The sequence below is a fragment of the Arthrobacter parietis genome (assembly GCF_039530425.1).
GTDB lineage: Bacteria > Actinomycetota > Actinomycetes > Actinomycetales > Micrococcaceae > Arthrobacter_D > Arthrobacter_D parietis.
The window spans coordinates 415822-442514 of the sequence record NZ_BAAAON010000001.1 but is presented as its reverse complement, the minus strand read 5'-3'; the positions used below and the strand labels follow the sequence as shown (position 1 = coordinate 442514).

Below are 26693 nucleotides of genomic sequence, written 5' to 3'. Positions count from 1 at the left end.
TAAACCAAAGGAAGACTCCATGGCAACGAAGGAGCGAGAAGACGGCGTCGCGCTGCCCGCTCTTGGATTCCTCGGCACCGTGCGCTGGATGTGGACTCAGCTGACGAGTATGCGTACAGCCCTCTTCCTGCTGCTCCTGCTGGCGGTCGCCGCCGTGCCCGGTTCGCTCTTCCCGCAACGCCCGGCAAACCCGGCAGTCGTCACCCAGTACATTCAGGACAATCCGGAGACCGGACCCATTCTGGACTGGTTCCAGTTGTTCGATGTCTACTCGTCCGTCTGGTTCTCAGCGATCTACCTGCTCCTGTTCATCTCACTGATCGGGTGCGTCATCCCGCGCGCGATGGTCCACGGCCGTGCCTGGCGGTCGAAGCCGCCCCGGACTCCGAGCAGGCTCTCGCGGATGCCCGCTCACGGGACATTCGTCCTGCCGGCCGCGCAACAGTCCCAGCCCAGCCGCCGGGGAGGGGAGCGGCCCGTCTCGGCGGGTGCCGCCGTCGTCGACGCCGCAGCTGTGCTGAAGAAGCGCGGCTACCGGGTGGATGTGCGAGATGAAAACAGTGCGCGGCCCTCCGTCGGCGCAGAGCGGGGATTCCTGAAGGAGCTCGGGAACCTGGTGTTCCACGTGTCCCTTATCGGCGTGCTCATTTCCGTTGCCGTGGGTGGGCTGTTCGGATACCGGGGGCAGAAAATCCTGATCGAGGGTGAGACCTTCGTGAACACGCTGGTGGGTTATGACTCCTTCACGCCGGGCACCAACTTCTCCGAAGACAACCTGGACCCGTATTCGATCACGCTCGAGGACTTCGAGGTGCAGTTTGACCGGCAGCTCACGCATTACGGCCAGCCCATCGACTTCACCGCCACCATGACCACCAGGACCGCTCCGGGGGCTGAACCGGAAGAGCAGATCCTGAAGGTCAATGAACCGCTGACCATCGGCGGCACCAGCGTGTACCTGGTAGGCAATGGCTACGCCCCCGTCATTACGGTGCGCGACGGCGAGGGCAACATTGCGCACCAGGGACCTGTTGTGTCCATTCCACAGGACGGACTCTTCACCTCCCTCATCGTGCTGAAAGTACCGGACGCACAGCCGGACCAGCTCGGTTTTGTCGGGTTCTTCCTGCCCACCGCAGCAGTTGACGAGAACGGCGTCTCCTTCTCCCGCGACCCGGACCCCTTCCTTCCGCAGCTGAACCTCAATTCCTACTACGGTGACCTCGGACTCGACGACGGAAATCCGCAGAACGTCTACGTTCTGGACACGGACACCCTGACCGAGCTGAACAGCCGGAACAGCGAGGCGGGCGGCATTGTGCTCGACGCCGGGGAAACGTTCGAACTGCCCGATGGCAAGGGCTCCATCACCTTCGACGGGCTGCGCCGCTATGCAGCCCTGGACATCACGCATGACCCGGCTGAGCTGGGCGCCCTGGTGTTTTCCTCGCTTGCGCTTGCCGGGCTCAGCGCGTCCCTGTTCATCGGCCGACGCAGGGTCTGGATTGCCACCGGCACACGCACTGACGGCAGCATCACGGTCGAGTACGGCTTGCTGGCGCGCGGTGAAGACCACCGTCTGGCGGGCGAAGGGGCAGCGATCGAAAAACTGCTCCGGCAACGCTGGCTGGCAGACAGCACCGAAGACGACGAGAATGAGACAGCGCACGCGGGGGCGTCAGCGCCCGGAAGCGGTAAGGACAACTGATGCAGAACATAAACCAGACCCTGGGACAGTACAGCGAGCTCTTCATGCTGCTCGCTGCCCTGGCGTACACAGTGGGATTCCTCGCGTTCACCTGGGACCTCGTCAAGAGCAGCCGGCGCATCCGCGAGATTGAAGCCGGTCTCGCGGAATCCGCCAAGGACCGGGAGCTGGTGCTTGCTGGCGCCGTGGCCGGAGGCAAGCGCGGAAAGGCATCCGCTGACGGCGCTCCAACGGGCTCAACCGCCGACGACGCCATGGACTATCAGGGAGAGCGACGCTCCGCCGCCCGCATCGCCGTCGCGCTCACCATCGTTGCTGCGGTGATCCATGCAGTAGCTGTTGTCACCCGCGGCGTTGCCGCTGGCCGCGTGCCGTGGGGCAATATGTACGAGTTCTGCACCACCGGCGGGCTGGTGGTCGCCGTCGTCTTCCTGTTGGTGCTCACCCGCAAGGACCTGCGCTTCCTCGGAACCTTCGTGATTGGCCTCGTGGTAGTCATGCTGTGCGCGGCCACCATTGGATTTCCGACGCCGGTGGCTAACCTGGTGCCTGCGCTGCAGAGCTACTGGCTCATCATCCACGTGTCCGTGGCCGTTGCTGCCTCCGCCCTTTTCACCCTGACCTTCGCGATGTCCGTACTTCAGCTGATCCAGGCCAGCCGGGTTGCACGTCTCGCCTCCGGCGGTGAAGACCGGCTGCCGTTCATGCGGCTGGTTCCCTCCGCGCTGAGCCTGGAGAATCTCTCCTACCGGATCAACGCGATCGCGTTCGTGCTGTGGACCTTCACCCTCATGGCGGGCGCAATCTGGGCGGAGAAGGCCTGGGGCCGGTACTGGGGCTGGGACACCAAGGAAGTCTGGACCTTTGTGATCTGGGTGGTCTACGCCGGTTACCTCCACGCCCGGGCAACCCGTGGCTGGACCGGGACAAGGGCGGCCTGGCTCTCGATTGTCGGCTACCTGTGCATCGTCTTCAACTTCACGATCGTCAACATCTACTTCTCGGGACTGCACAGCTACGCCGGAGTCTGATCCAACGCGAAGTTAAGCCTTCAGCTCCTGATGATGCGTTGCTGTCTCGCCGTTGATATGGCGGCGGTGCGGTTGTCCACGCCGAGCTTGTCGTAGATATGGACCAGATGCGTCTTCACGGTTGCCTCGCTGATGAACAGCTCTTTGGCAATACGCCGGTTCGGCATGCCGGTGGCAAGGAGTTCCAACAGCTGGATCTCGCGGGCGCTCAGGGACGTCGTCGGGCTTGAGATGCGGCCCATCAGACGCGCGGCTACTTCCGGTGCGAGCGCTGTCTGTCCGCGGGCCGCGGACTGCACCGCTCGACGGATTTCTTCCGGCGGAGCGTCTTTCAGCAGATATCCGCCGGCTCCGGCCTCCACAGCAGCGATGATGTCCGCGTCGGTGTCATAAGTGGTCAGGATCAGCACCTGCGGCGGGTCAGCCAGCGCGCGGATGCTCCGCGTCGCCGTGACTCCGTCCATGCCTTCGCCCATCTGGAGGTCCATGAGGACAACATCCACCGGGTGACCGAGGGCCGCGCGTTTTTGTACTTCTGCCAGGGCGGCAGCGCCGTCAGCCACATCTCCGGCCACGAAGACGCCGTCGAAGTCGTTGAGCATTGCCCTCAGGCCGGCCCGGACAACCGGATGGTCGTCCACCAGAAGTACGCGGATCTCAGTCATCCGCTGTCCCGTCATCAAACGGCAGCAGGGGCAAACGGATGCCGACGACGGTGCCCTCACCTGCCTCGGATTCGATGTCAAGAACTCCGCCCAAGGCGCTGATCCGCTCCCGCAGGGCCCTCAGCCCGAATCCGGTTCCATCTGTCCGCTTCATCGCAGACTCAAGTGCACCATCCACATTGAACCCCCTGCCGTTGTCGTAGATATCGAGCGTTACCTCTGAGCCCACGAAGGTGAGCGTGACGACGGCGGTGCCCGCCCCTGAGTGCTGCAGGGCGTTGGACAGAGCCGATTGCGCGGCACGCAGGAGAGCAACCTCGTACGGAGCCGGCATCCGGACGGGTGTGCCGTCAATCTCAAACCGGCAACGCAGGCTGGTGCCCTGGGCTGCTGCCTGCTGTTCGACGCTTGCGCAGGTTCTGCGCAGGCTGCCGACGAGGAATTCGGGATCACCTTCAGCCGCACTCAACCCGCGCACAAAGCGGCGCGCGTCCGCAAGATTGTCGGACGCCGCCTGCTGCACCGTGCGAATGCGTTCCCGCGTCGTATCCGTTGCCCCGGCTTCGAGTGAGGCTTCGGCTGCACGTGAGATGAGGACAATGCTGGACAGGCCCTGCGCCAGCGTGTCATGGATTTCCCGGGCCAGACGCTCCCGTTCAGTGAGCACTCCGGCCTGGTGCTGCGTCCGTGCAAGCTCAGAACGGGTGCGCCGGAGCTCCTCGAGCGCCTGCCGCTGGTTGACGCCCTCCAGGTAGAGGCTCTGGTAGACGATCGTCATGACTACCGCGAAGACCGCACCGAACGTCGGACCGAGGATCATCGGCGCCTGGAGCTCTCCCTCGCGGCTCCACTGGGCCGCAATGACGACGCCGGTCAGGAGGACGATCGCAACCACTGCATGCCTGGTGCTGAGCAGGTGCAGGTGCAGGAAGAAGAGGGCGAATGCCAGCCAGGAGAAGTCGGCACTGAGCACCATGAGGACAATCCAGAGCCCGGTGACTCCGGCCAGCCAGAACCGGGCGTAGCGGGTTCCATGCGACGACGACGGCGGCACCACCTGCCGCTTGGCGGCCCGCTTCTCGCTGATGGTTCCGGCCAGGTACAGTCCGCCGAGGCACAGGGAGAAGAGAAGAACCGGATACACGACTGCCGGGCCGGGTTCGGAACTTGCGGTCGCCGCCACTCCCACCAGAAGCAGTGCCAGGAAACCGGCGTGAAGGGTGATCCGGAGCATCCGCAGGACGGTTGGAGCGGCCATGTATCCGGCCGTGCTCGCGGGGTCTCGCATACAGCAACCCTAGCCGCGCCGGGCGACAGCGACATCAACCGAATGGTTGACCGACGATTGCGGAGGCCGGCGCCCACTGCCCGCGGAGTGTTTACCGCACAATGGCGGGAGGATGCCTGCTAACCCGCGATCGCCCTCAGCAGGGGCGCCATCCGGTAGGGAATCGGTTGGCGCAGGAACATGCTGGTCCTGGTCCGCAGGATTCCCGGACACAGGCGGATTTCCTCGGACACCCGGTAGAGATCGTCAGGGTCCCGGGCCACCACGCGGCACAGCAGGTCTGTCTCGCCTGCAGGCGCAAGGCATTCGATGACCTCTGGAATGGCGCGCAGTCCCTCAACAGCGAGGTCTATGCGGTGCTGATCCAGCTCGGCAGCGACATGCGCGGAAATTCCCATGCCCAGTGCCTCCGGATCAATCCGTACGTTGTGCGGCCTGAGGACTCTTTCACGCTCGAATCGGTCGAGGCGGGCCTGGACGGTGCCTCGGGCCAGGCCCGTCCGCTGGGCGATCGCGAGAATGGTCATCCGAGGCTCGGCGTCGAGTGCCTCGAGCACAGCCCGGTCAATGGCATCTCTGGTGTGGCGCGGTTCCTTGTTCATCGGTCTGCGGAGCTCTCCAGGTGGGGGCTGGTCAGATTGACCACTATTGTCGGAAGGATTTCATTCAGCGTAGTCATTCTGACTATCCAGACCAAGGGCTGTTGTGCAAATCTTTGCACAGACCGTCAAATAGGTGACATGGAAGTGGAAACGGGACACCATCTCGGGAACACTGTGCCGCGGCTGTCAGGGAACATCAACCCGCAGCCGTGTCAGGTAGCCCACAAGGCTTTGCCTGAGCGCTACGCAAGACCGCCTACGTACCGGCCTAGGCGGTCTTGCCGTCGCTGGCCGTGCCCTCGTCGTTCTTCTTCTTCTCCGCTTCGCGTGCACGTTCCTCAGCGTCGCGCTTTCGCTGTTCGGCCTCGCGGGCTTCCTGGCGACGCCTGACCTCGAGGTCTCGCAGAAACTGGGGATCATCATCCGGTGCCGTGGGGCCCCGCTTCTGGCGCTGGGCTGGGCGGTCGTCCCTGCCCGGCCGACCGAAGAGGAACCAGAGGCCGGCGCCCAGAAGGGGGACGAGGAGGATGGTGAAGAACCAGGCGGGTTTCGAAATGCTGCGCACCGATTCTGCCCGGCTCATGATGCAGTCGAACAGCGCGTAAATGATGACGGCGATCCCCAGGATCACGAGGAGCAGCAGCAGGCGGGGCATGCATCAATTGTAGGCGAGTAAACTTGAGACGTGCCTTTCCTAAAATTCACCGCTCTGCGCCTCGGCTTCGTCGCGGTGTTCTCCGTGATCTGCTATTCCTTGGGTCTGGGCGCGATCTTCTCGGTGATAGCCGGTGCAATTCTGGCGTGGTGCGTCACATACCTGTTCTTCCGCGAGATGCGCAATCGTGCCGCGTCCTCCCTGCAGCGCCGTTTCCGTGACGGAGCTCCGCCGGTCCGTTCAGCCAGTGAATTGCGTGATGCGGACGCCGAGGACAGCCTGGATCCCAACACCCCGGTGAATTCCGACCGCCGCAAGCCCTAGCTCCGCCGTGGAGGCGTAGCCCGGCCGCTCAAAGCTAGGCCAGCACTCCCGAGAGCACCACACCGGCGCCGAAGAGCACGCTGAAGCCGAGGTTGATGATGCTCGTCTGCTTCAGGACCGGAATGAGGCTGCGGCGCTTTTTGCCCTTGAGCATCAGCCAGCTCGGCATCAGGCACAGAGGGATGAGGAGCAGCACCAGCAGCACCCACGGGTAGTCGTAGACCAGGAGCAGCGGCAGCAGCAGGGCCACCGCGAGCATCATCACATAGCTGATACGGGCGGCGGTATCGCCGAGACGGACAGCGAGGGTAAGCTTGCCGGCTTCCCGGTCGGTGGGAATGTCCCGCACGTTGTTGGCCATCAGCAGCGCCATGGCAATGATTCCCGTGCAGACCGCACCGACCCATGCCGGGCCGCTCAGTTGACCTGCCTGCGTGTAGGTGGTTCCGAGGGTAGCGACCAGTCCAAAGAAGACGAAGACAAACAGGTCGCCCAAGCCCATGTAGCCATAGGGATTGCGCCCGCCCGTGTAGCCCCACGCAGCGGCTACGCAGCCGAGGCCCACGAGCAGCAGGAACCACGCCTGGGAGAGCACAATCAGTGCGATTCCAGCGAGCATCGCCAGCGCGAAACATCCGAAGGCCGCCCACTTCACCTGCCGCGGCTTCGCGGCCCCGGAACCCGTCAACCTCAGCGGGCCGACGCGGTCGTTGTCCGTGCCGCGGATTCCGTCGGAATAGTCGTTGGCATAGTTCACTCCCACCTGCAGGAGGATGGCGACGAGTGCGGCGAGCAGGGCGTTGACGGGTTTGAACGCGCCGAGGTCAAAAGCCGCAGCGCAGCCGATAATGACGGGCGCCACCGCCATGGGAAGTGTGCGGGGGCGCGCTCCCTCCACCCATTGCGCAGCTGTTGCCACGGTGCTCCTCCGGTTATCTGTTCTCTGGATTTTCGCTTGGATGCCCTGAACCTGCGGGCGGATTCGCTACAGCGCTGACTGCTCGAACAGTGCGCGCACGGCCATCCGGTCGGGTTTGCCATTGGGCAGCATTGGGAGTTTATCGAGCGTCAGCACAATCCTTGGGGCCGCGTGTGACCCAAGATGCTCCTGCGCATGCTGCCGCACTGCGTCCGGATTGACCGAGCCTACGACGGCGGCAGCCACCTGTGCGCCCCACTCCGGATGCGGTACCCCCAGCACCAGTGCTTCGCTGACCCCCGGCATGCCCTCAAGGACACTGGACACTGCGACCGCGGACACCTTGAGTCCGCCTGTGATGATGACGTCATCCACGCGGCCGTGGACGGTGAGGACGCCGCCGTCAATAGTGCCGTCGTCGTCCGTTCGGAACCAGCGCCGGCCGGAGTTGAAGGGAAATTTTTCCCGGGTGAGATCCGGCTGGCCCAGGTAGCCGTCCGCCAGGACCGGTCCGCTGATCCAGAGCCGGCCCTCGTCGTTGGTGAGCTGCACGCCTTCGAGGGGGACGCCGTCGTACACGCACCCGCCGCAGGTTTCACTCATGCCGTAGGTGCGGACGATCTTCAGGCCGTGTGCGCGGGCTCTGCTGCGGAGGGCGTCGGTGACCGCCGCCCCGCCGAGCAGGATTGCGTTGAAGCGCTGGAGCGCCTTGATGGTGTCGGGGGCCGGGTCCTCAAGCAGCCGGTGGAGCTGCGTGGGAACCAGGGACGTGAAGCGCACTTTGTCGGTCAGCTCACCGGCAGCTTCCGTGAATCGCTCCGGGCTGAACGTCACGGTAAGGTCCATCGCCCACGGCCGTGTCCCCGCGTACAGCGAGCGCACCAACACCTGGAAGCCGGCCACATAGTGCACGGGCAGGGTGAGCAGCCACTGGCCCTCGGACTTCAGGGCGTAGGCGGTCCCCATGGCGGATGCGGCAAGGGCGTCGACGCTGAGCATGGTCTGTTTTGGGGTGCCGGTGGAGCCGGAGGTGCTGAGCACTGCGGCGATCTCATCGTTGGGCAGTTCGCCATTGAAGCTCTGATGCCCATCGGAGTGCGGTGCTACCGCGGGTCCTTCACCGGCAAGGGCCGCTGCGAGAGGTGCAAGCAGTGTATGTGGGTCGAAGCCGGGCGGAGTGTGAACGGGGAAGAGTTCCATGGGCGCCTAGAAGTAGTAGGGGAAGCTGGACCAGTCGGGACTGCGCTTTTCGAGAAACGCTTCCTTGCCCTCGACCGCTTCATCGGTCATGTAAGCCATGCGCGTGGCCTCGCCGGCGAAGACCTGCTGGCCGGCCAGGCCGTCATCGGCCAGGTTGAACGCGAACTTGAGCATGCGGATTGCCTGCGGGCTCTGGTTCGCGATGTCTGCCGCGTACTCAAGCGCCACGTCCTCGAGCCGCTCGTGGTCAACGGCCTGGTTCACGGCGCCCATGGCCACCATGTCCTCGGCCGAGTACTCCCTGGCGAGGAAGAAAATCTCGCGGGCCTTCTTCTGGCCGATCTGGCGCGCGAGGAGCGCCGAGCCGTAGCCGGCATCGAAGCTGCCTACGGTCGCGTCGGTCTGCTTGAACTTGCCGTGCTGCCTGGAGGCGATCGTTAGGTCCGACACAACGTGAAGGCTGTGCCCGCCGCCTGCTGCCCACCCGTTGACGACGGCGATGACCACCTTGGGCATGGTCCGCATCAGCCGCTGGACTTCAAGGATATGGAGCCGGCCGGCGCGTGCCGGGTCGATGGTCTCCCTGGTCTCACCCTCTGCGTACCTGTACCCATCCCGCCCACGGATCCGCTGGTCACCGCCGGAGCAGAAGGAGTGCCCGCCGTCCTTGGGAGAAGGGCCGTTGCCTGTGAGGAGGACCGTTGCAACGTCCGGGGTCATTCGTGCGTGATCCATTGCGCGGTACAGCTCATCCACCGTGCCAGGGCGGAAGGCGTTACGGACCTCAGGCCGGTTGAACGCAATGCGGACAGTCGGCAGATCGCGTGTGCCGGCGCCGCGGTTCTGGCTGCGGTCCACGTGGCGGTGGTAGGTGATGTCCTGCAGATCCTCGAACCCCTCCACGAGCCGCCAGCGGGCAGGGTCGAAGACATCGGATACCTGGGGTGGGAGATCTGTGGTCACCAATCGAGTCTAGCTTTGGAGACGGGGGGAACTTCAAAGTGGTGGGCCGGCTAGCTCACGCAGAACTCATTACCTTCCGGATCCGTCATCGTGTACCAGATGTGCGGGCCTTCATTGCCCTGGTACAGGAACCGTGCGCCACGCTTTTCCAGTGCGGCCCGCACGGCGTCCTTGTCATCACCGTCAAGACGGATGTCCAGGTGCGTGCGGTTCTTGACCGTCTTGGGCTCGGGGACCTTGACGAAGAGGACGCGTTGCCGCCCCGTTTTTCCGTCCTCGTCCGGCCGGCAGATTGCCTCACCGGTGCTCCAGACGCGGATGCCGTTGTGCTCGATGAGGTCGCTCTGCTGCGCATAACCTTCTGCGAGCATCTTGTCGATGAAGTCCTGGTCCGTAGGCTCCACCCTCCAGTCCAGGGTTTCCGCCCACCAGCCTGCCTGCGTGTGGGGATCTTCGCTGTCGATCACTATCTGGATGCTGTACGTCATGAAACAAGAGGGTAGGCGCGTCCGCCGGCTCAATCCGGAAGATTCCGGACGATTCGCGTCCGCGATACATGGCTGGAGCCGAGCTTCGAAGGGCTGGACCGCGACGGTGGGGAGGACTAGCGTGGCACCCACCCGCCGGAGTTGCCGGCGCCCGGATTCAGGAGGAAGCATGGCGAACCATACTTACAGCATTTCCGAGGTCGTCGGAACGTCGCCGGACGGGGTGGACGCGGCAGTCAACAACGCAGTGACCCAGGCAGCGAAGACCCTTCGGAATCTCGACTGGTTCGAGGTCAAGGAAATCCGCGGTCATCTTGTGGATGGCGCCGTCGCCGACTGGCAGGTCACCGTCAAGTTGGGCTTCCGGCTGGAGGACTGACTCGCCTGGACTGACTCGCGTGGACCGCCTGCCGACGGCCGACCTTCGGCGGTCGACCGCGGCCGTTAAAGAAACCGTTGACGAAAGCCCGCAGCAGGGGCAGGCTGTTTCCTACGTGGTTCTAACCCGCGCCCGTCTTCTCGCCGGCGTTGAGCCCGCCCCGATGCGAAGATCCCGGGGCGGCTCCGCCGGCGCTTTTTGCCCTATCCCATAGGCGAGCCGAACACGGAACAATCCCGATCCGTCATGTCAGTTGACCGCTCCGGCGCCCCGTGCGATTCTTTATAGAACGAACGGTCGGTAATTATGCCGCCCTTCCTGCACGCTCTGACGACGACGATGACGGAGGCTGGCATGGCCGAGGCTTTTCTGGTGGGCGGGGTCCGTACCCCGGTGGGACGGTATGGCGGAGCGCTATCGGCGGTTCGCCCGGATGACCTGGCGGCATTGACCCTGCGAGAACTGGTCCACCGCACCGGCCTGGACCCCGAGACAATCGACGAGGTCATCCTCGGCAACGCGAACGGCGCCGGCGAGGAAAACCGCAACGTCGCCCGCATGGCCACGCTGCTTGCCGGCCTGCCCAACACCATTCCGGGGATCACCGTCAACCGGCTCTGCGCATCCGGTCTGTCGGCCATCATTATGGCCTCCCACATGATCAAGGCAGGAGCTGCCGACGTCGTTATTGCCGGTGGTGTCGAGTCCATGAGCCGTGCGCCGTGGGTGATGGAAAAGCCGACGACGGCATTCGCGAAGCCTGGCGCCGCTTTCGACACCTCGATTGGCTGGCGCTTCACCAACCCCACCTTCGCGGCCCAGGAGAAGACCACGTTCTCGATGCCGGAGACGGCCGAGGAGGTTGCCCGCGTGGACGGCATCTCGCGGGAGGATGCAGATGCCTTCGCACTCCGTTCCCACCAGCGGGCCATTGCCGCAATCGAGTCAGGGCACTTCAAAGACGAGATCGTTCCCGTTAACACCACACACCGCAAGAAGAACGTCACCGTTGATACGGACGAGGGACCCAGACCGGACACCACGCTCGAGGTGCTCGCGGGGCTGAAGCCGGTTGTAGCAAAGGACGGCGTGGTGACGGCGGGCAATTCGAGCTCGCTGAACGACGGCGCGTCCGCCGTGATCGTAGCGTCCGAAGCCGCACTCACCCGGCTCGGCCTGACCCCGCGCGCCCGCATCGTCACGGGTGCCTCCGCCGGAGTGCCGCCGGAAATCATGGGCATCGGACCCGTCCCGGCCACGCAGAAGGTCCTCAAGCTCGCCGGCCGGTCCATCGGCGACCTCGACGCCGTCGAACTCAACGAAGCCTTCGCAACACAGTCCCTCGCCTCGATCCGCAGGCTTGGCCTCGACGAGGACATCGTCAACCGGGACGGCGGCGCCATCGCCCTGGGGCACCCGCTGGGTTCCTCGGGCTCGCGGATCGCCATCACCCTCATGGGCCGGCTGGAACGGGAAGGCGGAAGCCTGGGACTTGCCACCATGTGCGTGGGCGTGGGACAGGGAACGGCCCTGCTCCTGGAGCGTGTGTAGTGCAGACCCTGACAATCGACGACGGCGGGAACCGCCTCAGCGTCCAGCTCAACCGGCCCGAGGTCCGCAACGCAATCGACCAGCAGATGGTCGACGAGCTTCACGAGGTGTGCGCCGACCTTGAGCGCAACCCGCGGATGCTCGTGCTCTCCGGCACGGGCGGCGTCTTCGCCTCCGGAGCAGACATTGCACAGCTAAGAGAACGACGGCGGGACGACGCCCTCGCCGGAATCAACTCGACACTCTTCTCCCGGATTGCGAAACTTCCAATGCCGGTGATCGCGGCGCTGGACGGCTATGCGCTTGGCGGCGGGGCGGAACTCGCTTTCGCTGCGGACTTCCGGATCGGGACACCCGCACTGAAGATCGGCAACCCGGAAACGGGCCTCGGCATCCTGCCGGCGGCCGGCGCAACCTGGCGGCTGCGCGAGCTTGTCGGTGAGCCGCTCGCCAAGGAGATCCTGCTGGCAGGCCGCGTGCTGAACGCCGATGAAGCCCTCGCCGTCCGGCTCATCACCGAAATCCACCCGGCCGTGGATTTGCTCCCGGCAGCGCACCGTCTCGCTGATCGCATCGCGCGCCAGGACCCACTCGCAACCCGCATCACCAAAAGCGTGTTCCATGCGCCACCGGAGGCGCATCCCGTGATTGATCAGCTTGCACAGGGCATTCTGTTCGAGTCCGAGGCAAAGTTTGAGCGCATGCAGGCATTCCTCACAAGGAAAGACACCGACCGGGAGAAGAAAAAGTGAGCACAGTGGGGACCAACAGCGTTCCGGAGACCGTTGGCGTTCTGGGTGGCGGGCGGATGGGCGCGGGAATCGCACACGCATTCTGTGTGGCCGGTGCCGCCGTCGTCGTTGTTGAACAGAACGACGACGCCGCGGAGGCGGCGCGCGGACGGATCACTGCTGCGCTGGACCGCAGCATCGCCAAAGGGAGCACGCAGGAAAGCCTGGACGCGCTCTCGGCGCGGCTGCAGGTAAGCACCGATTACAAGGCTTTTGCGTCCTGCGGCCTGGTGGTCGAAGCCGTGCCGGAGGACCTTGCGTTGAAAACGGCCGCGCTGCGCGGCGTGGAGGAACAGCTCGACGACGGCGCCTGGCTCGCCACGAATACGTCCTCCTTGTCGGTCGGTGAGCTGGCAGGCGTCCTGCAGCGGCCCGACCGGTTCTGCGGCCTGCACTTCTTCAACCCGGTGCCGGCGTCAACGCTCATTGAGGTTGTCCTGGCGCCTTCCACCTCGGCAGAGCTGGCCGAGAAGGCCCGCGGCTGGGCCGAAGCACTCGGCAAGACTCCCGTGGTGGTCAAGGATGCGCCCGGTTTTGCCAGCTCCCGCCTGGGTGTTGCTATTGCGCTGGAAGCGATGCGCATGGTCGAGGAGGGCGTGGCGTCCGCTGAAGACATTGATACGGCAATGGTGCTCGGGTACAAGCATCCGGTCGGTCCGCTACGGACAACGGACATCGTCGGCCTCGATGTGCGGCTCGGGATCGCCGAATATCTGGAGTCGACGCTGGGGGAGCGCTTTGCTCCGCCGCAGGTCCTCCGGGACAAGGTTGCGCGCGGGGAGCTCGGGCGTAAGTCGGGTCAGGGGTTCTTCGCGTGGGACGAGTAGCCCATGCCGCAGGCAAGGGCTAAGGTTTTTTTATGACTGAGCGGACGACGCTGGCAGAGAAACCGCTGATCGGACCTGTTGAGCCGCCGCAGCTTCATATTATGACCTACAACATCCGGCGCCGGGTGGCTCATGTGAACCCGTGGAGCCACGATTTCTGGGGTCGCCGCGAACCGCTGGTCCGCCGGCTTCTGGCGGCCGAACAGCCCACCATCCTCGGTGTGCAGGAGGCGTTGCCGGACCAGATGCCGGCGATCCTGGAGGGGCTGGGCGAGGGTTACAGCAGCATCGGCCGCGGCCGTAACGCGGACGGCGGTGGTGAACAGTGCCCGATCGTCTACGATGCACGGCGCCTGGAACTGCTGGAATGGGATCAGGACGCGCTGTCCAACACCCCGGACACCCCAGGATCAAGTGGGTGGGGCAACCTCATCCCGCGGGTAGTTGTGACGGCTCGCTTCCGGGACCGTGAAACCGACAAAAAACTGACCGTCCTCAATACCCATCTCGACCACATGTCCCGAAAGTCGCGTCAGCGTTCGGCGGAGGCAATCCGGTCCCTGGTCGCGCGTACGGAGGGGGCCGTCGTCGTGACCGGAGACTTCAATACGGGGGCAGCATCGCAGCCCTACGAGGCCATAACCAGCGGTGAAGTGCTGGCGGACGCCTGGGATGAGGCCAAGGAGCGGCTGACCGAGCTGTGGGGGACGTTCCCGCACTACCGCGCTCCGAAGCAGGGGCGCAAGCGGATCGACTGGGTCATGGTGAACTCGGGGGTCACCGTTGTGGAGACGGGTATCAACACCACCCGCTACAACGGCGCGTGGCCATCCGACCACACGCCGGTGCAGGCGATCATTACTGTGGATTAGTCGAGGTGCTTCACTGCCTGCCGGATCTCGTGCAGGTACCCGTTCTTGTAACCCTTCGCGGTTGGGTGCAGCGCGCCCGGGTCCGTGAACGGCTGGATCCAGGGCTGCGGCGAACCGAGGCCGTGCCTGTCGAACCGCTTGACGACGTCGACGTAGGTGAAGCCGGCAAGTTCCGCCTGGGTGCGGATGGCAGCGTTCAGGGCGTCGGCGCCGTCGTTGAGGATCTGCTGCTCGGCCGGTGTGAGCGGCAGCGGCGGAACCGGCGCGCCCGTCGGGTCCAGGATGGGCAATCCTGTCTCCAGATTGATGGCGGGCACGAAAAGCGTGGTGCCGAACTCGGGTGAGAAGAGGTGCGGGTAACCCGTCACAACTACATCAGCGTAGAGAGCCGAGCCTCTGACTCCGTCATACAGTGCGCTGAGCCCGGCGGAAAGTTGGTTCTGCGCTTCGGTACCCACCGCCTGATTTACAGCGGCTGTACAGGTCAGCGTTCCGTAGCCGCAGGCAGCAATCACGAACTGGTATCCCACATCATTACCGCCGACTGTCAGGGTGACGAGGTCTGTCGTGGCGTTCAAGTTGCCGAGCGCTGAGAACACGTCGGAAATGGTGTCGCCACTGCAGGTCGCGTTGGTGACCAGGTCGATCCGTTTGCGCTCGTCGAGCAGTTCGGGGTAACCGAGCGCTGATTGAAGGCAGTCTGCCGGGTCTGGATCCATGTAGTAGTTGGCCCCAACCCCGGATGCGTACGAGTCACCGAGCGCGACATATTGGGTAGTTCCGCGATCGCCTGCCGACGCCGGCAAAACCGCTGAGCCTGCAAGGAGGCCCGAAGCCAGGAGTGTGCTGGCCGCAATTCGGAGAAGTTTCATCGCATCAACATACTCCTGAACCGGGGTGCCGGATAGAGCGAAGCGGCGCGCCGTGCCGCTTGTTATTCTTCAGCCATGGCTTCGATTGATCTGGCCCAACTGCATCGACACGGCTCGCACCGTAACGTCCCCTGGGACGGCGCCGTGAATGCACGGGATCTCGGTGGCGTCAGCCCTGACATCAAGGCCGGTCGGCTGTACCGGATGGGCCGCCATGAATGGCTCACCGACGCCGGTTGGCAGCAAGCGTACGACGACGGCGTCCGCACCGTTGTTGACCTTCGAAACCCTGATGAGCGAGGACGGCGGGAAACGGATCCGGTCCTGAACACCGCAGTCCTGGACCGGTTTCAGGTGGTGAACTGCCCTACTGAGGACCAGTCGGATGAGGAGTTCATGCAGCTGGTCGGGCCCTACCTGAACTCACCGGAGTACTACCTGGAGAACCTGCGCCGATGGCCGGAGAAGATCGCCGCAGTGGTGCGGGCCGTGGCGGAGTCGGAGGGCGCCGTCGTCGTGCACTGTGCTGCGGGGCGGGACCGCACCGGCATGGTGACCGCAGTGCTGCTGACCCTCGCGGGCGTTGACCATGAGCACGACCATGAGCACATTGCTGACGACTATGCGCTCGCCGTCCACGGCATCAACGAACACCACCTCGGGCAGGAGACGCCGCACGAGACGCCGAAGTCTCCCGAGGAACTGCACGACTGGGTCATGCACACCCGGGCGCATCTTCTGGAGCTGCTGGACGGCCTTGACGCCGAGGCGTATCTCCGTGACGCCGGGTTGTCGCAGGGGGAGCTTGACGCTGTCCGAGCGAAGTTGACGTTTTAGCGCCTATTTCTTCTCAAGCAGCAGATTGGTGATGCGCAGCGTGCAGAGGCGGCCGCCGTCGTCGTTGGTGATCAGCACCTCATGTGTAGCGAGGGTGCGCCCCAGATGGATGGGGGTGGCGGTGATGGTGATGGTGCCGCTGCGCGCGGACTTGTGATGGGTCGCGGAGACGTCCACGCCCACGGCAGTCTTGCCCAGCGTGCTTGCGTGGATGACGGCTGCCCAGGAGCCAACGGCTTCACCGACCGCGAGCGACGCCCCACCGTGCAGGAGGCCGAAGGACTGCCGGTTACCTTCCACGGGCATCGTCGCGACCACCCGCTCGACCGACTGTTCGAGGATCTTCACGCCCATCTTCTCGTCGAGTTCGCCGAGGGTAATCTGCCAGGGTTCGCCGGTCACTGAAGGCTCCTTGTGGGATGTGGAGGGATGGTGCGTTCATGTACTCTGGACATATTACCGAACGTCCGTTCAGTAATGTTTGTCATGTTTCTTGAGCTCCCCAAACGCGAAAGGTCAACGATGACTTCGACCGCCCTCAGCGTGGACATTGTCCCCAGCTTCATCCGCGACGCCTGGTGGACCCCCGACCAGCACACGCTGTCCGAAGACAACGCCACTGAAGTACGGGACGCCAGCACCGGCGAACTGCTTGCCATGGTGAGCACCAGCGGCCTGGACGTTGCCGACGTCGTCGATTACGCCCGGAACACCGGCCAGAGCGAACTCGGGAAGTTTACGTTCCACCAACGCGCACTGAAGCTCAAGGCGCTCGCCCAGTTCCTGAACGGACAGCGGGATCACCTCTACGAACTCTCTGCGCGGACCGGGGCCACGAAGGTGGACTCCATGGTGGACATCGACGGCGGAATCGGCGTCCTGTTCACGTTCGGTTCCAAGGGCCGGCGGGAACTGCCGAACTCGCAGGTTGTCATCGACGGGCCTGTCGAGGTTCTTTCGAAGGACGGGTCCTTTCTCGGCGAACACATCTACACCCGCATCCCCGGGGTTGCCGTGCAGATCAACGCGTTCAACTTTCCGGTGTGGGGAATGCTCGAGAAGCTGGCACCGGCGTTCCTGGCCGGAGTGCCGACCATCGTGAAGCCGGCAACGCCTACCGGTTATCTGACGGCCGCCGTCGTGAAGCTGATCATCGAGTCCAACATTCTGCCCGCCGGGTCGCTGCAGCTCATTTCGGGACCGGCCCGCGACGTGCTGGACACGCTTGATTACCGGGACATGGTGCTGTTCACCGGTTCCGCTTCCACAGCGAACAAGCTGAAGTCCCACGACAACGTGACCACGGGCGGCGTGCGTTTCTCGTCCGAAACCGACTCCCTCAACGCCGCAATCCTCGGCGAAGACGCGGTTCCCGGAACGCCCGAGTTCGACGCGTTCATCAAGTCCCTCGTCACCGAGATCACGGTCAAGGCGGGCCAGAAGTGCACGAGTATCCGCCGCAGCCTGGTTCCCAAGGCTCTGGTGAACGACGTCGTTGCTGCCGCCCGCGACCGCATTGAGCAGCGCATCACGCTCGGTGACCCGCGTGCTGAGGGCGTCACCATGGGCGCGCTTGCTTCGGTCGGGCAGATGCGCGACGTCCGCGCCGCCGTCGAGACCATGCTTGCAGCAGGCGGCGAACTCGCTTACGGAACCCTGGACTCTCCCCGGGTGACCCACGCTGACGGGACCGTGGACGTCGCTGAGGACGGCGCCTTCATGGCTCCCATGCTCCTGACCTGGGAAAACTCTGATGCGGTTGAACTTCACACGGTGGAGGCCTTCGGTCCCGTCGCCTCGGTGGTGGGGTATGAGGACACCGCACACGCCGTACGGCTGGCCGCCATGGGCGAGGGGTCACTGGTGGCGACGGTCTGCACCAACGATCCGGCCATTGCACGTGAGCTGGTGATGGGCATTGCGGCCCACCACGGCCGCGTTCTGCTGCTGAACCGTGAGGATGCGCGTTCCTCCACCGGCCACGGTTCGCCGGTGCCGCACCTGGTGCATGGAGGGCCGGGGCGTGCCGGGGGTGGCGAGGAGCTCGGCGGCATCCGCTCAGTGCTGCACCATATGCAGCGCACAGCCCTGCAGGGATCACCGAACATGCTGACCGCGATTACGGGCGTCTGGCACACCGGGGCGGACCGCAACTTCGATGAAGAGCACCCGTTCCGGAAGAACCTCGCGACACTGCGGATCGGTGATGCAGTGCGCTCGGACCTGCGTCAGGTGACGCTTGAGGACATCACGGCGTTTGCGAATGAGACCGGCGACAAGTTCTACGCGCACACCAACGAGGAAGCTGCAGCCGCGAACCCGTTCTTCCCAGGCATTGTTGCGCATGGCTATCTGCTGCTGTCCTGGGGAGCCGGGCTGTTCGTGGAACCTGCTCCGGGGCCCGTCCTCGCGAACTACGGCCTCGAGAACCTGCGGTTCATCACTCCCGTTGCTGCCGGTGACTCGATCCGCGTGACCCTTACGGCCAAGCGCATCACGCCGCGCGAGGACGAGGAGTACGGCGAGGTGTCCTGGGATGCGGTGCTCACCAACCAGAATGACGAGATCGTGGCGACCTACGACGTCCTGACCCTCGTGGAGAAGTAGGCCCGCCGGCCCGGACCGCCTATCCCACTGGGTGCCCCAACTGAGTGGGACACGGCGGTCCAATCCCACCCGGATGGACGTTCTACTGGGATTTTCGGGAAGCGAGGCCCTGCCGGACTAACCGAATGAACGAGTCGGGCTCCCGTAGGATCAATTTTGCGCTGACACGCAGGATCGGGATGCCCTTCACTGTGAGCAGGTTCCACCGCCGGCGGTCCTCCTCGAACTCCTTGTGACCGCTGTGGTGCTCCCGACCGTCTGCCTCTATTCCCAGAATCCCTTCAACAAAAAGATCAAGCCGCCCGACACCTGGGATGTAGACCTGCGAGCTGACGTGAAGACCCTCCTCCCCGAGGCGGTAGCGCGCGACTGTCTCAAGAATGGACTCGGCATGAGGATCAACCAGTCCGATGATCCGGCGCAGGGGAGCATCGCGGGCGCCGGTTGCAGAAGCGCGAAGCTGTTCGAGCGTGACCTTCTTCTGGACCACGGCGGACTCAACAATGCAGAGCGCATCCAGTTCCGGCAGGCACCTCATGCTCTGCACGCAGATGTCCGCAAGTGACAGCGGCTTGACCTGGCGGTGGACCCGGAAGACTCCTTCAAGCGGTCGGCCGTGATCGACGGTCACATGGACAAATGACGGTTCCCGGAACACCCATAACCCTAGGTGTTTCGCAGCGGTGATACAGGCAAGCTCGGCTCCCGCGCAGGCAGCGCTGACCAGTGCACTATCAGATCCCGGAAGTGCGTAGACGCCTCGGGCCGGCCGCAGAATACGCTGTGCGGATAGAGCTTCGTCAATGCGCTGACGGGGGACACCGTGGGCGAGCAGAGTACCTCGGCGCGCAACTCCTCCTTGTATCTGCAGGGCTGCGACGATGTCCATGCTTCCATACTGCCCAGGACGCATGGGGTGCGGATGGACTCGGACGGCTATGTGGATAACCCCTGCTCCCAGCGACCGGGTGAGACTGCTGGGATTGGGCTGCTTATTCCCAGCGGACGACGCATGTGGGTGGGATTCGCGGCAGGAGCTTCGGACTGTCCCGACGAGGAGGGCGTGGTGTGGCCGGGCTCAAGCGTGGTGGTGCAGTCCCTCAAAGACCATGGCAATGACATCGTCGGCAAGCTTCTGCGGCGTCAGCGGACCCCCCGGCTTGTACCACTCGACCACCGAGTTGATCGTGCCGAACAGCAGCCTCGTGGTGGTCCGCGGATCGATGTCCTTACGGATGGAGCCCTCGGACCGCGCAGCCTCAACCAGGGACGCCACCTGATGATCAAAGGCACGACGGCGCTCAAGGGCTTCGCGCTCAACCTCCGTATTGCCGCGCAGCCGCAGTAGGAGCGTCACAAAGGGAAGACGCTCGGTCAACACAGCGATGGTGCCGCGCAGCACGTACTCGAGCCGCTGATCCGCCTTGCCGGACGTTGCACTCGCATGCGTCAAGACGGCTTCGAGGCCTCCGAGCGCATGATCCAGTGCCAGGCGCAGCAGATCGCCCTTCGACGGCACGTGATGGTAGATCGCCGACTTGCTGATGCCCAGGTTCTCCGCAAGGACGCCCATCGACGTGGCCTCGTAGCCATGCCGGTTGAAGACATCGACGGCGATGTTGAGCACAGTTTGCTGATCGTATCCGGGACGTCCGCGACGGGTTGCGGCCTGTGAGCTGGGCATACGGGCTATTTTCGCATGAACGTTCGGTCAGGCCCCACTGCGGTCCGCACGTCAGACTCCAAAGAGTGCAGCACGCAGTTACAGCTTCGGCCGCAGGTCATAGATGCGCTTCAGCTTCCCGCTTGAGCGTGCCAGGGAACCGCTCTCGACGACGGACACCGCGCAGCTTGACCCGATGTGGATCTTGATCTGTTTGCTCAGCTCGGACGCTGCAGCAGCAGCGTCGTCGGCGCTCACGCCTTCGCGCGGCTCGATGCGGACAGTCAGCTGGTCCATCCGCTGCCCCTCCGGACGTGTGAGCTCCAGTTGGAAATGCGGGCTGAGCGCAGGGATTCGAAGTGCAATCTCCTCAATCTGCGTAGGGAAGAGGTTCACGCCACGCAGGATGATCATGTCATCGCTGCGCCCGGTGATCCGGTCCATCCGCCGCATGCCGGGGCGGGCGGTGCCCGGAAGCAGTCGGGTCAGGTCATGCGTGCGGTACCGGATGATCGGCAGCGCTTCCTTGGTGAGCGAGGTGAAGACAAGCTCACCGGACTGGCCGTCATCGAGCACCGTGTCAGTGAAAGGATCGATGATCTCCGGCCGGAAGTGGTCCTCCCAAATGTGCGAGCCGTCTTTCGTTTCAACGCACTCTCCGGCGACGCCGGGGCCCATCACCTCGGAGAGCCCGTAGATGTCGCACGCGTCGAATCCCATTCGCTGCTCAAGTTCGGTGCGCATCCGGTCAGTCCAGGGTTCCGCCCCCAGCACCGCGGTCTTGAGGGACGTGCCCTTCGGATCAACGCCGGCCGCAACCATCGCGTCCAGGATGGTGAGCAGATAGGTGGGGGTGCTGAGGATGGCGTCCGGCTCGAAGTCCTGGATGAGCTGCACCTGGCGTTCGGTTTGCCCGCCGGAGATCGGGATGACGGTGCAGCCAAGCTTCTCTGCTCCGAAGTGTGCCCCCAGCCCGCCCGTGAAGAGCCCGTAGCCGTAGGCATTATGGACCTTGTCGCCCTTCTTGACCCCGCTGGCCCGCAGGCACCGCGCAACCAGCGACGCCCACCGGTCAAGATCCCCGGAGGTGTAACCGACAACCGTGGGCCGCCCGGTGGTGCCCGACGACGCGTGAATGCGGGCCACGCGCTCCTGCGGAACCGCGAACATCCCGAAGGGGTATGTCTGCCGGAGGTCTTCCTTGGTGGTGTAGGGGAACTTGGCCAGATCGGAAAGCTCCCGAAGGTCCTCAGGGCGCACGCCGGCGTCGTCGAACTTGCGGCGGTACAGGTCCACATTCTCGTACGCGTACTTCACCGTCCACTGCAGCCGCTCCAGCTGGAGTTCCTCGATGCGCCCGCGGTCATAGGTCTCCTCGGGATCCAAGGTGGCTGCATCCGCTGCTGTCGCCTTGATGGCCGTGGTGCTCATGGGGTCCTCTTCTCGGGCTGGTTCGTGGCTGAAGCACCGCGGTCGGCTTTGTTGGGAACGGTGCGCGATCGGCCGCGGAACTCGGCAATCAGGCGGGTGCCGCCGTCGTCGTTCGCGGCAGTGATCGAAATGTCATAGAGGCCGCTCCGGCCGGCGGAGGCTTTTCGGTCAGCGACCGCGGTCAGCACATCGCCCGGAAAGGCGGGGGCAAGGAAATTGATGTCGACGCCGGATGCGACGGTGATCGTCTCCGTCTCACCGGGAGGATTGCAGGCGAGCGCGAAGGCCGAATCCGCGAAGGCAAAGACCATGCCGCCGTGAGCGATCCCGAAGCCGTTGAGCATTTCCTCGCGCAGGCGCATGGTGATGGTTGCATGCCCGTCAGCGAGACGGAGAACTTCGATTCCCATCCAGCGGGAGGCGTGGTCCTGTTCGAGGATGGGGTGCGCAGGGCGGACGTCAGTGTCCTTCATACAGGCCTCTCAGAATTATTTACCGATCGTTCATTAGGTAATACCGGAACCGCCTCCACTGTCAAGCAGATGAAGGCATTATGGCGCGCGTGGTACCGGCAGAAATTGGCTGCAAACACGCCGGGTGGTGTCAGTCTCCCGGCGGTGCCGGCGGGTCCGGTCACCCCGGTGGTGCGGGGCTTGCCGGTGGTGCCGGAGTGGTTGGTGGTCCGACGGCGGGTGCGGAGGGGAGCGAAGGTTCAGGCACGGCCGGCCCTGAAGGTTCGGGAGAGGGCGGAGCGGGCGCCGGTGTCGTTGGGGGTGGAGGTTCGACCGGGGCGGGTCCGGTGGGTTCCGGTTCAGGTCCAGGCTCGGGCGGCGGAGCCTGGCTCGGCGCTGGGTCTGGGGGATCGGTCACGGGTGGAGGAGTAGATGCGGGATCCGGCACGGGCTCACGCGACGTATCCGGTTCCGGAACGGGAATCGGAGCGGGAACGGGGACCGGCGCAGGTGGCGGCACCGGACCCGGGGTGGGCTGCGTCGGTTCAAGTTCTGCCTGCTCCGGTGTTGGTGTCGAGGGATCTGTTGGCGTGGCCGGAGTTGAGCTCTCGTTCAAGGTGCGCTCGAAGTACGCCCGGAGATTGGCTATCGCTTCTTCGATCTCCTGCTGTTGTGCAGGCTCGATTGCGCCGATGAAACCAAGCGTTGCCAGCCGCCTACTGAGAGCGTCGAGTGCATCCAGTGCCTCCGCGAAATCGCCGTCAACAGACAATTGCGTGACGTCCAGGACATCGGCCTGTAATTGCCGCGAGGCGGCGGCACCGTAATCGGGAGCGAGACTGCACCCGCCGCTGAAAAGGATCAGGCTCAGCGCCGCCGCTGCAGCGCCCAGGCGGGTTCTTCGGCTCCTCATGGGGTCACGCTTTCCTGTAGTTCTTCCAGCAGCACACCGAGTTCTCCTGTTGCCGGAGGGTAGTTGACCGGCTCGGAACCAGCTCCGGACATAAGAGCGGGTACAAGGATGACTGCTGCAATCAAGAGCATCAGTGCCGCTGCGAGTGCAATCAACGCCCAACGAAGCACCCTAGGCTTTCTTCGTCCCTGCGGAGCTGTGGGGACAGCTGTCGCGGAATTTCCCGGCCCGCCGTCGTCCTCCCGGCCGCCGTCGTCGTCAGGTGCATGCAGCGCTGTCCCGGGCCGCTCCTGCACCGGCTGCTGCGCCGTGGTCGGCTGCGGGTCCTGCCGGATGCGTTCCTGCTGCTCTGTGGGAGGTTCCGATGCTTCCGGCGAGTCCTTGCGGAACCCGCCCATTCCGTCCGCTGTCATGGAGGGTGAACCGAGTGCGCGGGAAACATCCTCCGCGGACGGGCGGGACGCCGGATCCCGGTGCGTCATACCCCTGAGCAGTGGGCTCCAGTGGCTACCCAGATGGGCAGGGATCACCGGGTCTCGGTGAAGGCGCGCTGCGGCTGACGCTGCCGCCGGGCCAGGGAAGGGCGCCTCTCCTGTAAGGCACTCAAGCAGCACCAGTCCGAGAGAGTAGATGTCGCTGGCAGCGGTGGCCCCGAGACCTTCCGCCTGTTCCGGACTGAAGTAGGCGGCGGTACCGACGGATTGCCCCGTCGCAGTCAGATGAGCTTCTTCCACGAGGCGGGCGATGCCGAAATCCGTGAGCTTGGGATGCTCGGCCCGGTGTGGATTGCTGCTTGTGCCGAGGAGAATGTTGGCCGGTTTCACATCGCGGTGGATTACCCGCTGACTATGGATATAGGCCAGAGCCTGGGCCACGCCCCTCCCCATGGCCTGCGTCTCTTCCGCAGTGAGGGGAGCATGGAAGTTGGCCCGGTGAAGATCCTCACCCTTGATCAACTCCATCACGAGGAAGGTCCGGCGGTGCAGGTCAACCGTGTCAGTGCCGATGTCGAAAACGGTCACCAGATTGCGGTGGTTCAGCCCCGCCAGAATCTGGGCTTCCGCCCGTTGGCGAGCTTCATCCTCGGGGCTGATCGAACCGGTGTGGAACACCTTGATGGCCACATCCCGATCAAGCACTTCATCCCGCGCCTGATGCACCGAGGCCATGCCTCCCTGACCGAGGAGGGCATCCAGCCGATACCGCCCGCCAAGGACCTGGGGTAAGCCGAGGCCGGGTTGGGAGCCTGGGTCTCCCACCGTCGTTGCAGCATGTGCCGATCCGGCACTCTTGCTGTCCATCTGTCAACTATACCGGCGCCGGGCTGTTCTGGCCCGGCGCCGGGAACCAGCGGCCCGGACGACGGGCCGAGCTCCTCCCACGCCTGAAGTTTCCATACAGAGTGTTCGGAGCCCCGGCACCGAAGTATCGCAGCAGCGCTGGAAATTCGGGAGGCTATCCTGTGGCGCTCGCTCCTGAAAGCACCCGGGTGGCACCCAACGCGTCAGCGACAAAAGCGTAATCCCACGCGACATCCTTCCATTGTTCATACCGCCCGCTCGCACCGCCGTGGCCGCCGTCCATCTCGGTCTTGAGGACAATCGGTTCACTTCCGGTGGTTTCCTCTCGCAGCCTCGCCACCCATTTGGCCGGCTCCACGTACAGCACGCGGGTGTCGTTGAAACTCGTCACTGCGGCGATGCGCGGGTACTCGGCTGCGCGGATGTTCTCGTACGGGGTGTATTCCTTCATGTACCGGTAGACCTCGGGGTCCGTGATGGGGTTGCCCCATTCCTCCCATTCCAGGGCAGAGAGTGGAAGTTCCGGATCCAGAATGGTGGTCAGGGCGTCCACAAAGGGCACCTGCGCCACAATTGCGCGGTACTTCTCGGGAGCCAGGTTGGCGACGGCGCCCATCAGGAGCCCGCCGGCGGAGCCGCCGATAGCGGCAATCCTGCTCGGGTCCACCCAACCGGAGCCGGCCAGGTGCGTGGTGGCATCGACGAAGTCCGTGAAGGTGTTCTTCTTCTCGAGCTTCTTCCCCTTCTCATACCAGGTGCGCCCCATCTCTCCGCCACCACGGATATGTGCGACGACGAAGATCACTCCGCGGTCCAGCAGCGACAGGCGCGAGATAGAAAAAGCCGGATCCATGCTGATTTCATAGCTGCCGTAGGCGTAGACAACGGCGGGGTTGCTTCCGTCCTGCTGCAGATCCCGGCGCCGAAGGACGGAGAGCGGGATCTGCGTGCCGTCCGCCGCCGTCGCCCACTGGCGTTCGGCGACGTAGTCCTCCGAGCGGTATCCGCCGCGCACCTCCGTCTCCTTACGCAGGGTGAGTACACCGCCGTCGAGCAGGTAGTCATAGACGCGCGGTGGAGTGAAGTAGGAGGCGTAGGAAAGCCGGATCACAGGGGACTCGAACTCGGCACCCGCCAGGTTGCAGGTGTAGAGCGCCTCGTCGAAGGCAGGCTCGAGCGGCACCGGCTGCGCAGGCGTGCCGAGGCCCACCCGGGGCAGGATCTGCACGCGCATGGTGGTGTCCTTGCGTACCGAAACCAGGACGTGCGTAGCGGTGACGGTGGCACCGTGGACGCGGACGGCGTCGTCGTGCTCGATCACCGGCAACCACTCCTGCTCGGCCAGCGGGCGCTGGAACTGCTCGGCGTCCACGAGGCTGACCATCGAGTTCTTCGCGCCGCGATCATGCGTGAGCAGGTAGTGCAGACGGCCCTCGATCCGCAGCGGCTCCGGCTCGTAGAGGACGCGGTCAGAGCGCGGAATCAGCGTGGTGAGACCGGCCTCCTGATTCTCAAGGTCCAGCACCCGGTACTCGCTGTACTCGGAGCAGCCGATGCCGATGAGCAGCTGGGTGCGGTCCGCGGCGAGGTCGAAGCCCGTCCACATGGCGACGTCGTCCTCCTGGTACACCAGCTCGTCCTGTTCGACGGCGGTGCCAAGCCGGTGCGATTTCACCTGGTAGGGGCGCCAGCTGTCATCAACGACGGTGTAAAACACCTGGGATCCGTCCGGTGAGAACGCAAGACCGTAGAAGATGTTGGGGATCTCGTCGGGCAGGAGCTGGCCGGTGGACAGGTCCTTGATGCGCAGGGTGAAACGCTCATCCCCGGCGTTGTCCACGCTAAAGGCCAACAGGTTCCCGTCCTCGCTGACGGTGAGGCCGCCCAGTGAGAAGAAGGGCTTGCCTTCCGCCTCTGCGTTGCTGTCGATGAGGACCTGTTCGCCCTCGACTGGTTGGCCGGCGACCACCTCAGGGGGCGTCCAATCCCGGGCGACGTCCCCGGTGTCCGATGCCCGTACCCGGCAGTGAATGCTGTACTGCTTTCCCTCTTCGGTACGGGAGTAGTACCACCAGTCCTTCTTACGGGCGGGGACGGACAGATCGGTTTCCTGCGTGCGGTTCTTGATCTCGCTGAAGATCTCCTGGCGAAGCTGTTCCTGCCCGGCGGTGACTGCCTCGGTGTAGGCGTTCTCGTCCTTGAGATGCTCAACCACCTCGGGGTTGTCCTTGGCTCGCATCCACTCGTAGGGGTCAATCACGGTGTCCCCATGGTGGGTTCGTTCGGTGGGGACTTTCTTGGCAACGGGAGGGGTGAGAGTCATGGCTCCATCCTGCCAGAGGTAGGCCGTCCTG

The 26693-nt window shown here is 64.4% G+C and carries 27 protein-coding genes; 10 read left to right on the top strand and 17 right to left on the bottom strand.

The window, feature by feature from the left end; genetic code table 11:
• The first annotated feature begins 19 nt into the window (after positions 1 to 19).
• Together resB and ccsB are read left to right on the top strand one after the other, a co-directional pair.
• Positions 20 to 1708, top strand: coding sequence for a cytochrome c biogenesis protein ResB (gene resB / locus ABFX19_RS02080; protein ID WP_346027298.1), 1689 nt, complete (start codon positions 20 to 22; stop codon positions 1706 to 1708).
• Complete coding sequence (ccsB, locus tag ABFX19_RS02075) at positions 1708 to 2739, top strand: c-type cytochrome biogenesis protein CcsB (RefSeq protein ID WP_277357731.1); 1032 nt, start codon at positions 1708 to 1710, stop codon at positions 2737 to 2739. The genes resB and ccsB overlap by 1 nt, the downstream gene beginning before the upstream one ends.
• 20 nt (positions 2740 to 2759) lie before the next feature.
• Here the strand turns inward: ccsB and ABFX19_RS02070 are convergent, their stop codons facing one another.
• The 4 genes from ABFX19_RS02070 to ABFX19_RS02055 all read right to left on the bottom strand — a co-directional run bounded on the left by ABFX19_RS02070 (position 2760) and on the right by ABFX19_RS02055 (position 5949).
• Positions 2760 to 3404, bottom strand: a complete 645-nt coding sequence (locus ABFX19_RS02070; RefSeq protein WP_277357730.1) for a response regulator — start codon at positions 3402 to 3404, stop codon at positions 2760 to 2762.
• Positions 3397 to 4692, bottom strand: coding sequence for a sensor histidine kinase (locus ABFX19_RS02065; RefSeq protein ID WP_277357729.1), 1296 nt, complete (start codon positions 4690 to 4692; stop codon positions 3397 to 3399). The genes ABFX19_RS02070 and ABFX19_RS02065 overlap by 8 nt, the downstream gene beginning before the upstream one ends.
• 119 nt (positions 4693 to 4811) lie before the next feature.
• Complete coding sequence (locus tag ABFX19_RS02060) at positions 4812 to 5294, bottom strand: Lrp/AsnC family transcriptional regulator (RefSeq protein WP_277357728.1); 483 nt, start codon at positions 5292 to 5294, stop codon at positions 4812 to 4814.
• A gap of 268 nt (positions 5295 to 5562) precedes the next feature.
• Entirely contained in the window at positions 5563 to 5949 is a 387-nt protein-coding gene (locus ABFX19_RS02055) for a PLD nuclease N-terminal domain-containing protein (protein WP_346027297.1), read from the bottom strand.
• 30 nt (positions 5950 to 5979) lie between these two features.
• Between ABFX19_RS02055 and ABFX19_RS02050 the strand changes: the two genes are divergently transcribed.
• Positions 5980 to 6273, top strand: coding sequence for a DUF4229 domain-containing protein (locus ABFX19_RS02050; RefSeq protein WP_056543557.1), 294 nt, complete (start codon positions 5980 to 5982; stop codon positions 6271 to 6273).
• Positions 6274 to 6307: 34 nt separating this feature from the next.
• Here ABFX19_RS02050 and ABFX19_RS02045 read toward each other — a convergent pair whose 3' ends face one another.
• The 4 genes from ABFX19_RS02045 to ABFX19_RS02030 form a co-directional block, all read right to left on the bottom strand.
• A complete protein-coding gene (locus tag ABFX19_RS02045) occupies positions 6308 to 7192 on the bottom strand; it encodes a 1,4-dihydroxy-2-naphthoate polyprenyltransferase (protein WP_056543559.1) in 885 nt (294 codons plus the stop codon).
• A gap of 66 nt (positions 7193 to 7258) precedes the next feature.
• Complete coding sequence (locus ABFX19_RS02040; RefSeq protein ID WP_346027296.1) at positions 7259 to 8392, bottom strand: AMP-binding protein; 1134 nt, start codon at positions 8390 to 8392, stop codon at positions 7259 to 7261.
• Between the two features lie 6 nt (positions 8393 to 8398).
• Positions 8399 to 9355 carry a 1,4-dihydroxy-2-naphthoyl-CoA synthase gene (locus ABFX19_RS02035; RefSeq protein WP_346027295.1) on the bottom strand — a complete coding sequence of 319 codons (957 nt, stop codon included), beginning with the start codon at positions 9353 to 9355 and terminating at the stop codon, positions 8399 to 8401.
• Between the two features lie 50 nt (positions 9356 to 9405).
• The gene (locus ABFX19_RS02030; RefSeq protein WP_346027294.1) at positions 9406 to 9843 is read right to left on the bottom strand and encodes a VOC family protein; all 438 of its coding nucleotides are present in this window, start codon (positions 9841 to 9843) and stop codon (positions 9406 to 9408) included.
• 169 nt (positions 9844 to 10012) lie between these two features.
• Between ABFX19_RS02030 and ABFX19_RS02025 the strand changes: the two genes are divergently transcribed.
• The 5 genes from ABFX19_RS02025 to ABFX19_RS02005 all read left to right on the top strand — a co-directional run bounded on the left by ABFX19_RS02025 (position 10013) and on the right by ABFX19_RS02005 (position 14263).
• Positions 10013 to 10222: a dodecin gene (locus ABFX19_RS02025; protein WP_056543571.1), complete on the top strand. Its 210-nt coding sequence runs from the start codon at positions 10013 to 10015 to the stop codon at positions 10220 to 10222.
• A gap of 354 nt (positions 10223 to 10576) precedes the next feature.
• A complete protein-coding gene (locus ABFX19_RS02020; RefSeq protein WP_346027293.1) occupies positions 10577 to 11773 on the top strand; it encodes a thiolase family protein in 1197 nt (398 codons plus the stop codon).
• Positions 11773 to 12525 (top strand): enoyl-CoA hydratase/isomerase family protein, encoded by a 753-nt coding sequence (locus ABFX19_RS02015; protein WP_346027292.1) that lies wholly within the window; start codon positions 11773 to 11775, stop codon positions 12523 to 12525. Before ABFX19_RS02020 ends, ABFX19_RS02015 begins: the two co-directional genes overlap by 1 nt.
• 56 nt (positions 12526 to 12581) lie before the next feature.
• Complete coding sequence (locus ABFX19_RS02010; RefSeq protein WP_277357784.1) at positions 12582 to 13391, top strand: 3-hydroxyacyl-CoA dehydrogenase family protein; 810 nt, start codon at positions 12582 to 12584, stop codon at positions 13389 to 13391.
• A 32-nt stretch (positions 13392 to 13423) separates the two neighbouring features.
• Positions 13424 to 14263: an endonuclease/exonuclease/phosphatase family protein gene (locus ABFX19_RS02005; protein WP_346027291.1), complete on the top strand. Its 840-nt coding sequence runs from the start codon at positions 13424 to 13426 to the stop codon at positions 14261 to 14263.
• Here the strand turns inward: ABFX19_RS02005 and ABFX19_RS02000 are convergent.
• Positions 14260 to 15135 (bottom strand): SGNH/GDSL hydrolase family protein, encoded by an 876-nt coding sequence (locus ABFX19_RS02000; RefSeq protein WP_277357721.1) that lies wholly within the window; start codon positions 15133 to 15135, stop codon positions 14260 to 14262. The two genes, ABFX19_RS02005 and ABFX19_RS02000, sit on opposite strands and share 4 nt — an antisense overlap.
• Positions 15136 to 15210: 75 nt before the next feature.
• Between ABFX19_RS02000 and ABFX19_RS01995 the strand changes: the two genes are divergently transcribed.
• Entirely contained in the window at positions 15211 to 15972 is a 762-nt protein-coding gene (locus ABFX19_RS01995; RefSeq protein ID WP_346027290.1) for a tyrosine-protein phosphatase, read from the top strand.
• 3 nt (positions 15973 to 15975) lie between these two features.
• Here ABFX19_RS01995 and ABFX19_RS01990 read toward each other — a convergent pair whose 3' ends face one another.
• Positions 15976 to 16326: a PaaI family thioesterase gene (locus ABFX19_RS01990; protein ID WP_277357783.1), complete on the bottom strand. Its 351-nt coding sequence runs from the start codon at positions 16324 to 16326 to the stop codon at positions 15976 to 15978.
• 168 nt (positions 16327 to 16494) lie between these two features.
• On the opposite strand from ABFX19_RS01990, the gene paaZ reads away from it, so the two are divergent.
• Positions 16495 to 18579 (top strand): phenylacetic acid degradation bifunctional protein PaaZ, encoded by a 2085-nt coding sequence (paaZ, locus tag ABFX19_RS01985; RefSeq protein ID WP_346027289.1) that lies wholly within the window; start codon positions 16495 to 16497, stop codon positions 18577 to 18579.
• 82 nt (positions 18580 to 18661) lie between these two features.
• Here the strand turns inward: paaZ and ABFX19_RS01980 are convergent, their stop codons facing one another.
• From ABFX19_RS01980 to ABFX19_RS01950, 7 genes are all read right to left on the bottom strand, one after another.
• Positions 18662 to 19468 carry a type IV toxin-antitoxin system AbiEi family antitoxin domain-containing protein gene (locus ABFX19_RS01980; RefSeq protein ID WP_277357718.1) on the bottom strand — a complete coding sequence of 269 codons (807 nt, stop codon included), beginning with the start codon at positions 19466 to 19468 and terminating at the stop codon, positions 18662 to 18664.
• Between the two features lie 189 nt (positions 19469 to 19657).
• Complete coding sequence (locus ABFX19_RS01975; protein WP_346027288.1) at positions 19658 to 20263, bottom strand: TetR/AcrR family transcriptional regulator; 606 nt, start codon at positions 20261 to 20263, stop codon at positions 19658 to 19660.
• A gap of 78 nt (positions 20264 to 20341) precedes the next feature.
• A complete protein-coding gene (paaK, locus tag ABFX19_RS01970) occupies positions 20342 to 21673 on the bottom strand; it encodes a phenylacetate--CoA ligase PaaK (protein WP_277357716.1) in 1332 nt (443 codons plus the stop codon).
• Positions 21670 to 22146 carry a hydroxyphenylacetyl-CoA thioesterase PaaI gene (gene paaI, locus ABFX19_RS01965; protein ID WP_346027287.1) on the bottom strand — a complete coding sequence of 159 codons (477 nt, stop codon included), beginning with the start codon at positions 22144 to 22146 and terminating at the stop codon, positions 21670 to 21672. Before paaI ends, paaK begins: the two co-directional genes overlap by 4 nt.
• A gap of 160 nt (positions 22147 to 22306) precedes the next feature.
• Positions 22307 to 23038 carry a hypothetical protein gene (locus ABFX19_RS01960; protein ID WP_346027286.1) on the bottom strand — a complete coding sequence of 244 codons (732 nt, stop codon included), beginning with the start codon at positions 23036 to 23038 and terminating at the stop codon, positions 22307 to 22309.
• Positions 23035 to 24339, bottom strand: a complete 1305-nt coding sequence (locus tag ABFX19_RS01955; protein WP_346027285.1) for a serine/threonine-protein kinase — start codon at positions 24337 to 24339, stop codon at positions 23035 to 23037. Before ABFX19_RS01955 ends, ABFX19_RS01960 begins: the two co-directional genes overlap by 4 nt.
• Positions 24340 to 24493: 154 nt before the next feature.
• Complete coding sequence (locus tag ABFX19_RS01950) at positions 24494 to 26662, bottom strand: S9 family peptidase (RefSeq protein WP_346027284.1); 2169 nt, start codon at positions 26660 to 26662, stop codon at positions 24494 to 24496.
• Between the last annotated feature and the right edge of the window lie 31 nt (positions 26663 to 26693).

Bases quoted from the DNA above. Each gene is read 5' to 3' on its own strand.
- ABFX19_RS01950 (WP_346027284.1), bottom strand. From the start codon at position 26,662: ATGACTCTCACCCCTCCCGTTGCCAAGAAAGTCCCCACCGAACGAACC.
- ABFX19_RS02005 (WP_346027291.1), top strand. From the start codon at position 13,424: ATGACTGAGCGGACGACGCTGGCAGAGAAACCGCTGATCGGACCTGTT.
- ABFX19_RS02040 (WP_346027296.1), bottom strand. From the start codon at position 8,392: ATGGAACTCTTCCCCGTTCACACTCCGCCCGGCTTCGACCCACATACA.
- ABFX19_RS01980 (WP_277357718.1), bottom strand. From the start codon at position 19,468: ATGGACATCGTCGCAGCCCTGCAGATACAAGGAGGAGTTGCGCGCCGA.
- ABFX19_RS02020 (WP_346027293.1), top strand. From the start codon at position 10,577: ATGGCCGAGGCTTTTCTGGTGGGCGGGGTCCGTACCCCGGTGGGACGG.
- ABFX19_RS01955 (WP_346027285.1), bottom strand. From the start codon at position 24,339: ATGGACAGCAAGAGTGCCGGATCGGCACATGCTGCAACGACGGTGGGA.
- paaI (WP_346027287.1), bottom strand. From the start codon at position 22,146: ATGAAGGACACTGACGTCCGCCCTGCGCACCCCATCCTCGAACAGGAC.
- ccsB (WP_277357731.1), top strand. From the start codon at position 1,708: ATGCAGAACATAAACCAGACCCTGGGACAGTACAGCGAGCTCTTCATG.
- ABFX19_RS02010 (WP_277357784.1), top strand. From the start codon at position 12,582: ATGGGCGCGGGAATCGCACACGCATTCTGTGTGGCCGGTGCCGCCGTC.
- ABFX19_RS02000 (WP_277357721.1), bottom strand. From the start codon at position 15,135: ATGAAACTTCTCCGAATTGCGGCCAGCACACTCCTGGCTTCGGGCCTC.
- ABFX19_RS02070 (WP_277357730.1), bottom strand. From the start codon at position 3,404: ATGACTGAGATCCGCGTACTTCTGGTGGACGACCATCCGGTTGTCCGG.
- paaZ (WP_346027289.1), top strand. From the start codon at position 16,495: ATGACTTCGACCGCCCTCAGCGTGGACATTGTCCCCAGCTTCATCCGC.
- ABFX19_RS01990 (WP_277357783.1), bottom strand. From the start codon at position 16,326: ATGGGCGTGAAGATCCTCGAACAGTCGGTCGAGCGGGTGGTCGCGACG.
- ABFX19_RS01975 (WP_346027288.1), bottom strand. From the start codon at position 20,263: ATGCCCAGCTCACAGGCCGCAACCCGTCGCGGACGTCCCGGATACGAT.
- ABFX19_RS02025 (WP_056543571.1), top strand. From the start codon at position 10,013: ATGGCGAACCATACTTACAGCATTTCCGAGGTCGTCGGAACGTCGCCG.
- ABFX19_RS02030 (WP_346027294.1), bottom strand. From the start codon at position 9,843: ATGACGTACAGCATCCAGATAGTGATCGACAGCGAAGATCCCCACACG.
- ABFX19_RS02060 (WP_277357728.1), bottom strand. From the start codon at position 5,294: ATGAACAAGGAACCGCGCCACACCAGAGATGCCATTGACCGGGCTGTG.
- ABFX19_RS01995 (WP_346027290.1), top strand. From the start codon at position 15,211: ATGGCTTCGATTGATCTGGCCCAACTGCATCGACACGGCTCGCACCGT.
- ABFX19_RS01960 (WP_346027286.1), bottom strand. From the start codon at position 23,038: ATGAGGAGCCGAAGAACCCGCCTGGGCGCTGCAGCGGCGGCGCTGAGC.
- ABFX19_RS02055 (WP_346027297.1), bottom strand. From the start codon at position 5,949: ATGCCCCGCCTGCTGCTGCTCCTCGTGATCCTGGGGATCGCCGTCATC.
- resB (WP_346027298.1), top strand. From the start codon at position 20: ATGGCAACGAAGGAGCGAGAAGACGGCGTCGCGCTGCCCGCTCTTGGA.
- paaK (WP_277357716.1), bottom strand. From the start codon at position 21,673: ATGAGCACCACGGCCATCAAGGCGACAGCAGCGGATGCAGCCACCTTG.
- ABFX19_RS02065 (WP_277357729.1), bottom strand. From the start codon at position 4,692: ATGCGAGACCCCGCGAGCACGGCCGGATACATGGCCGCTCCAACCGTC.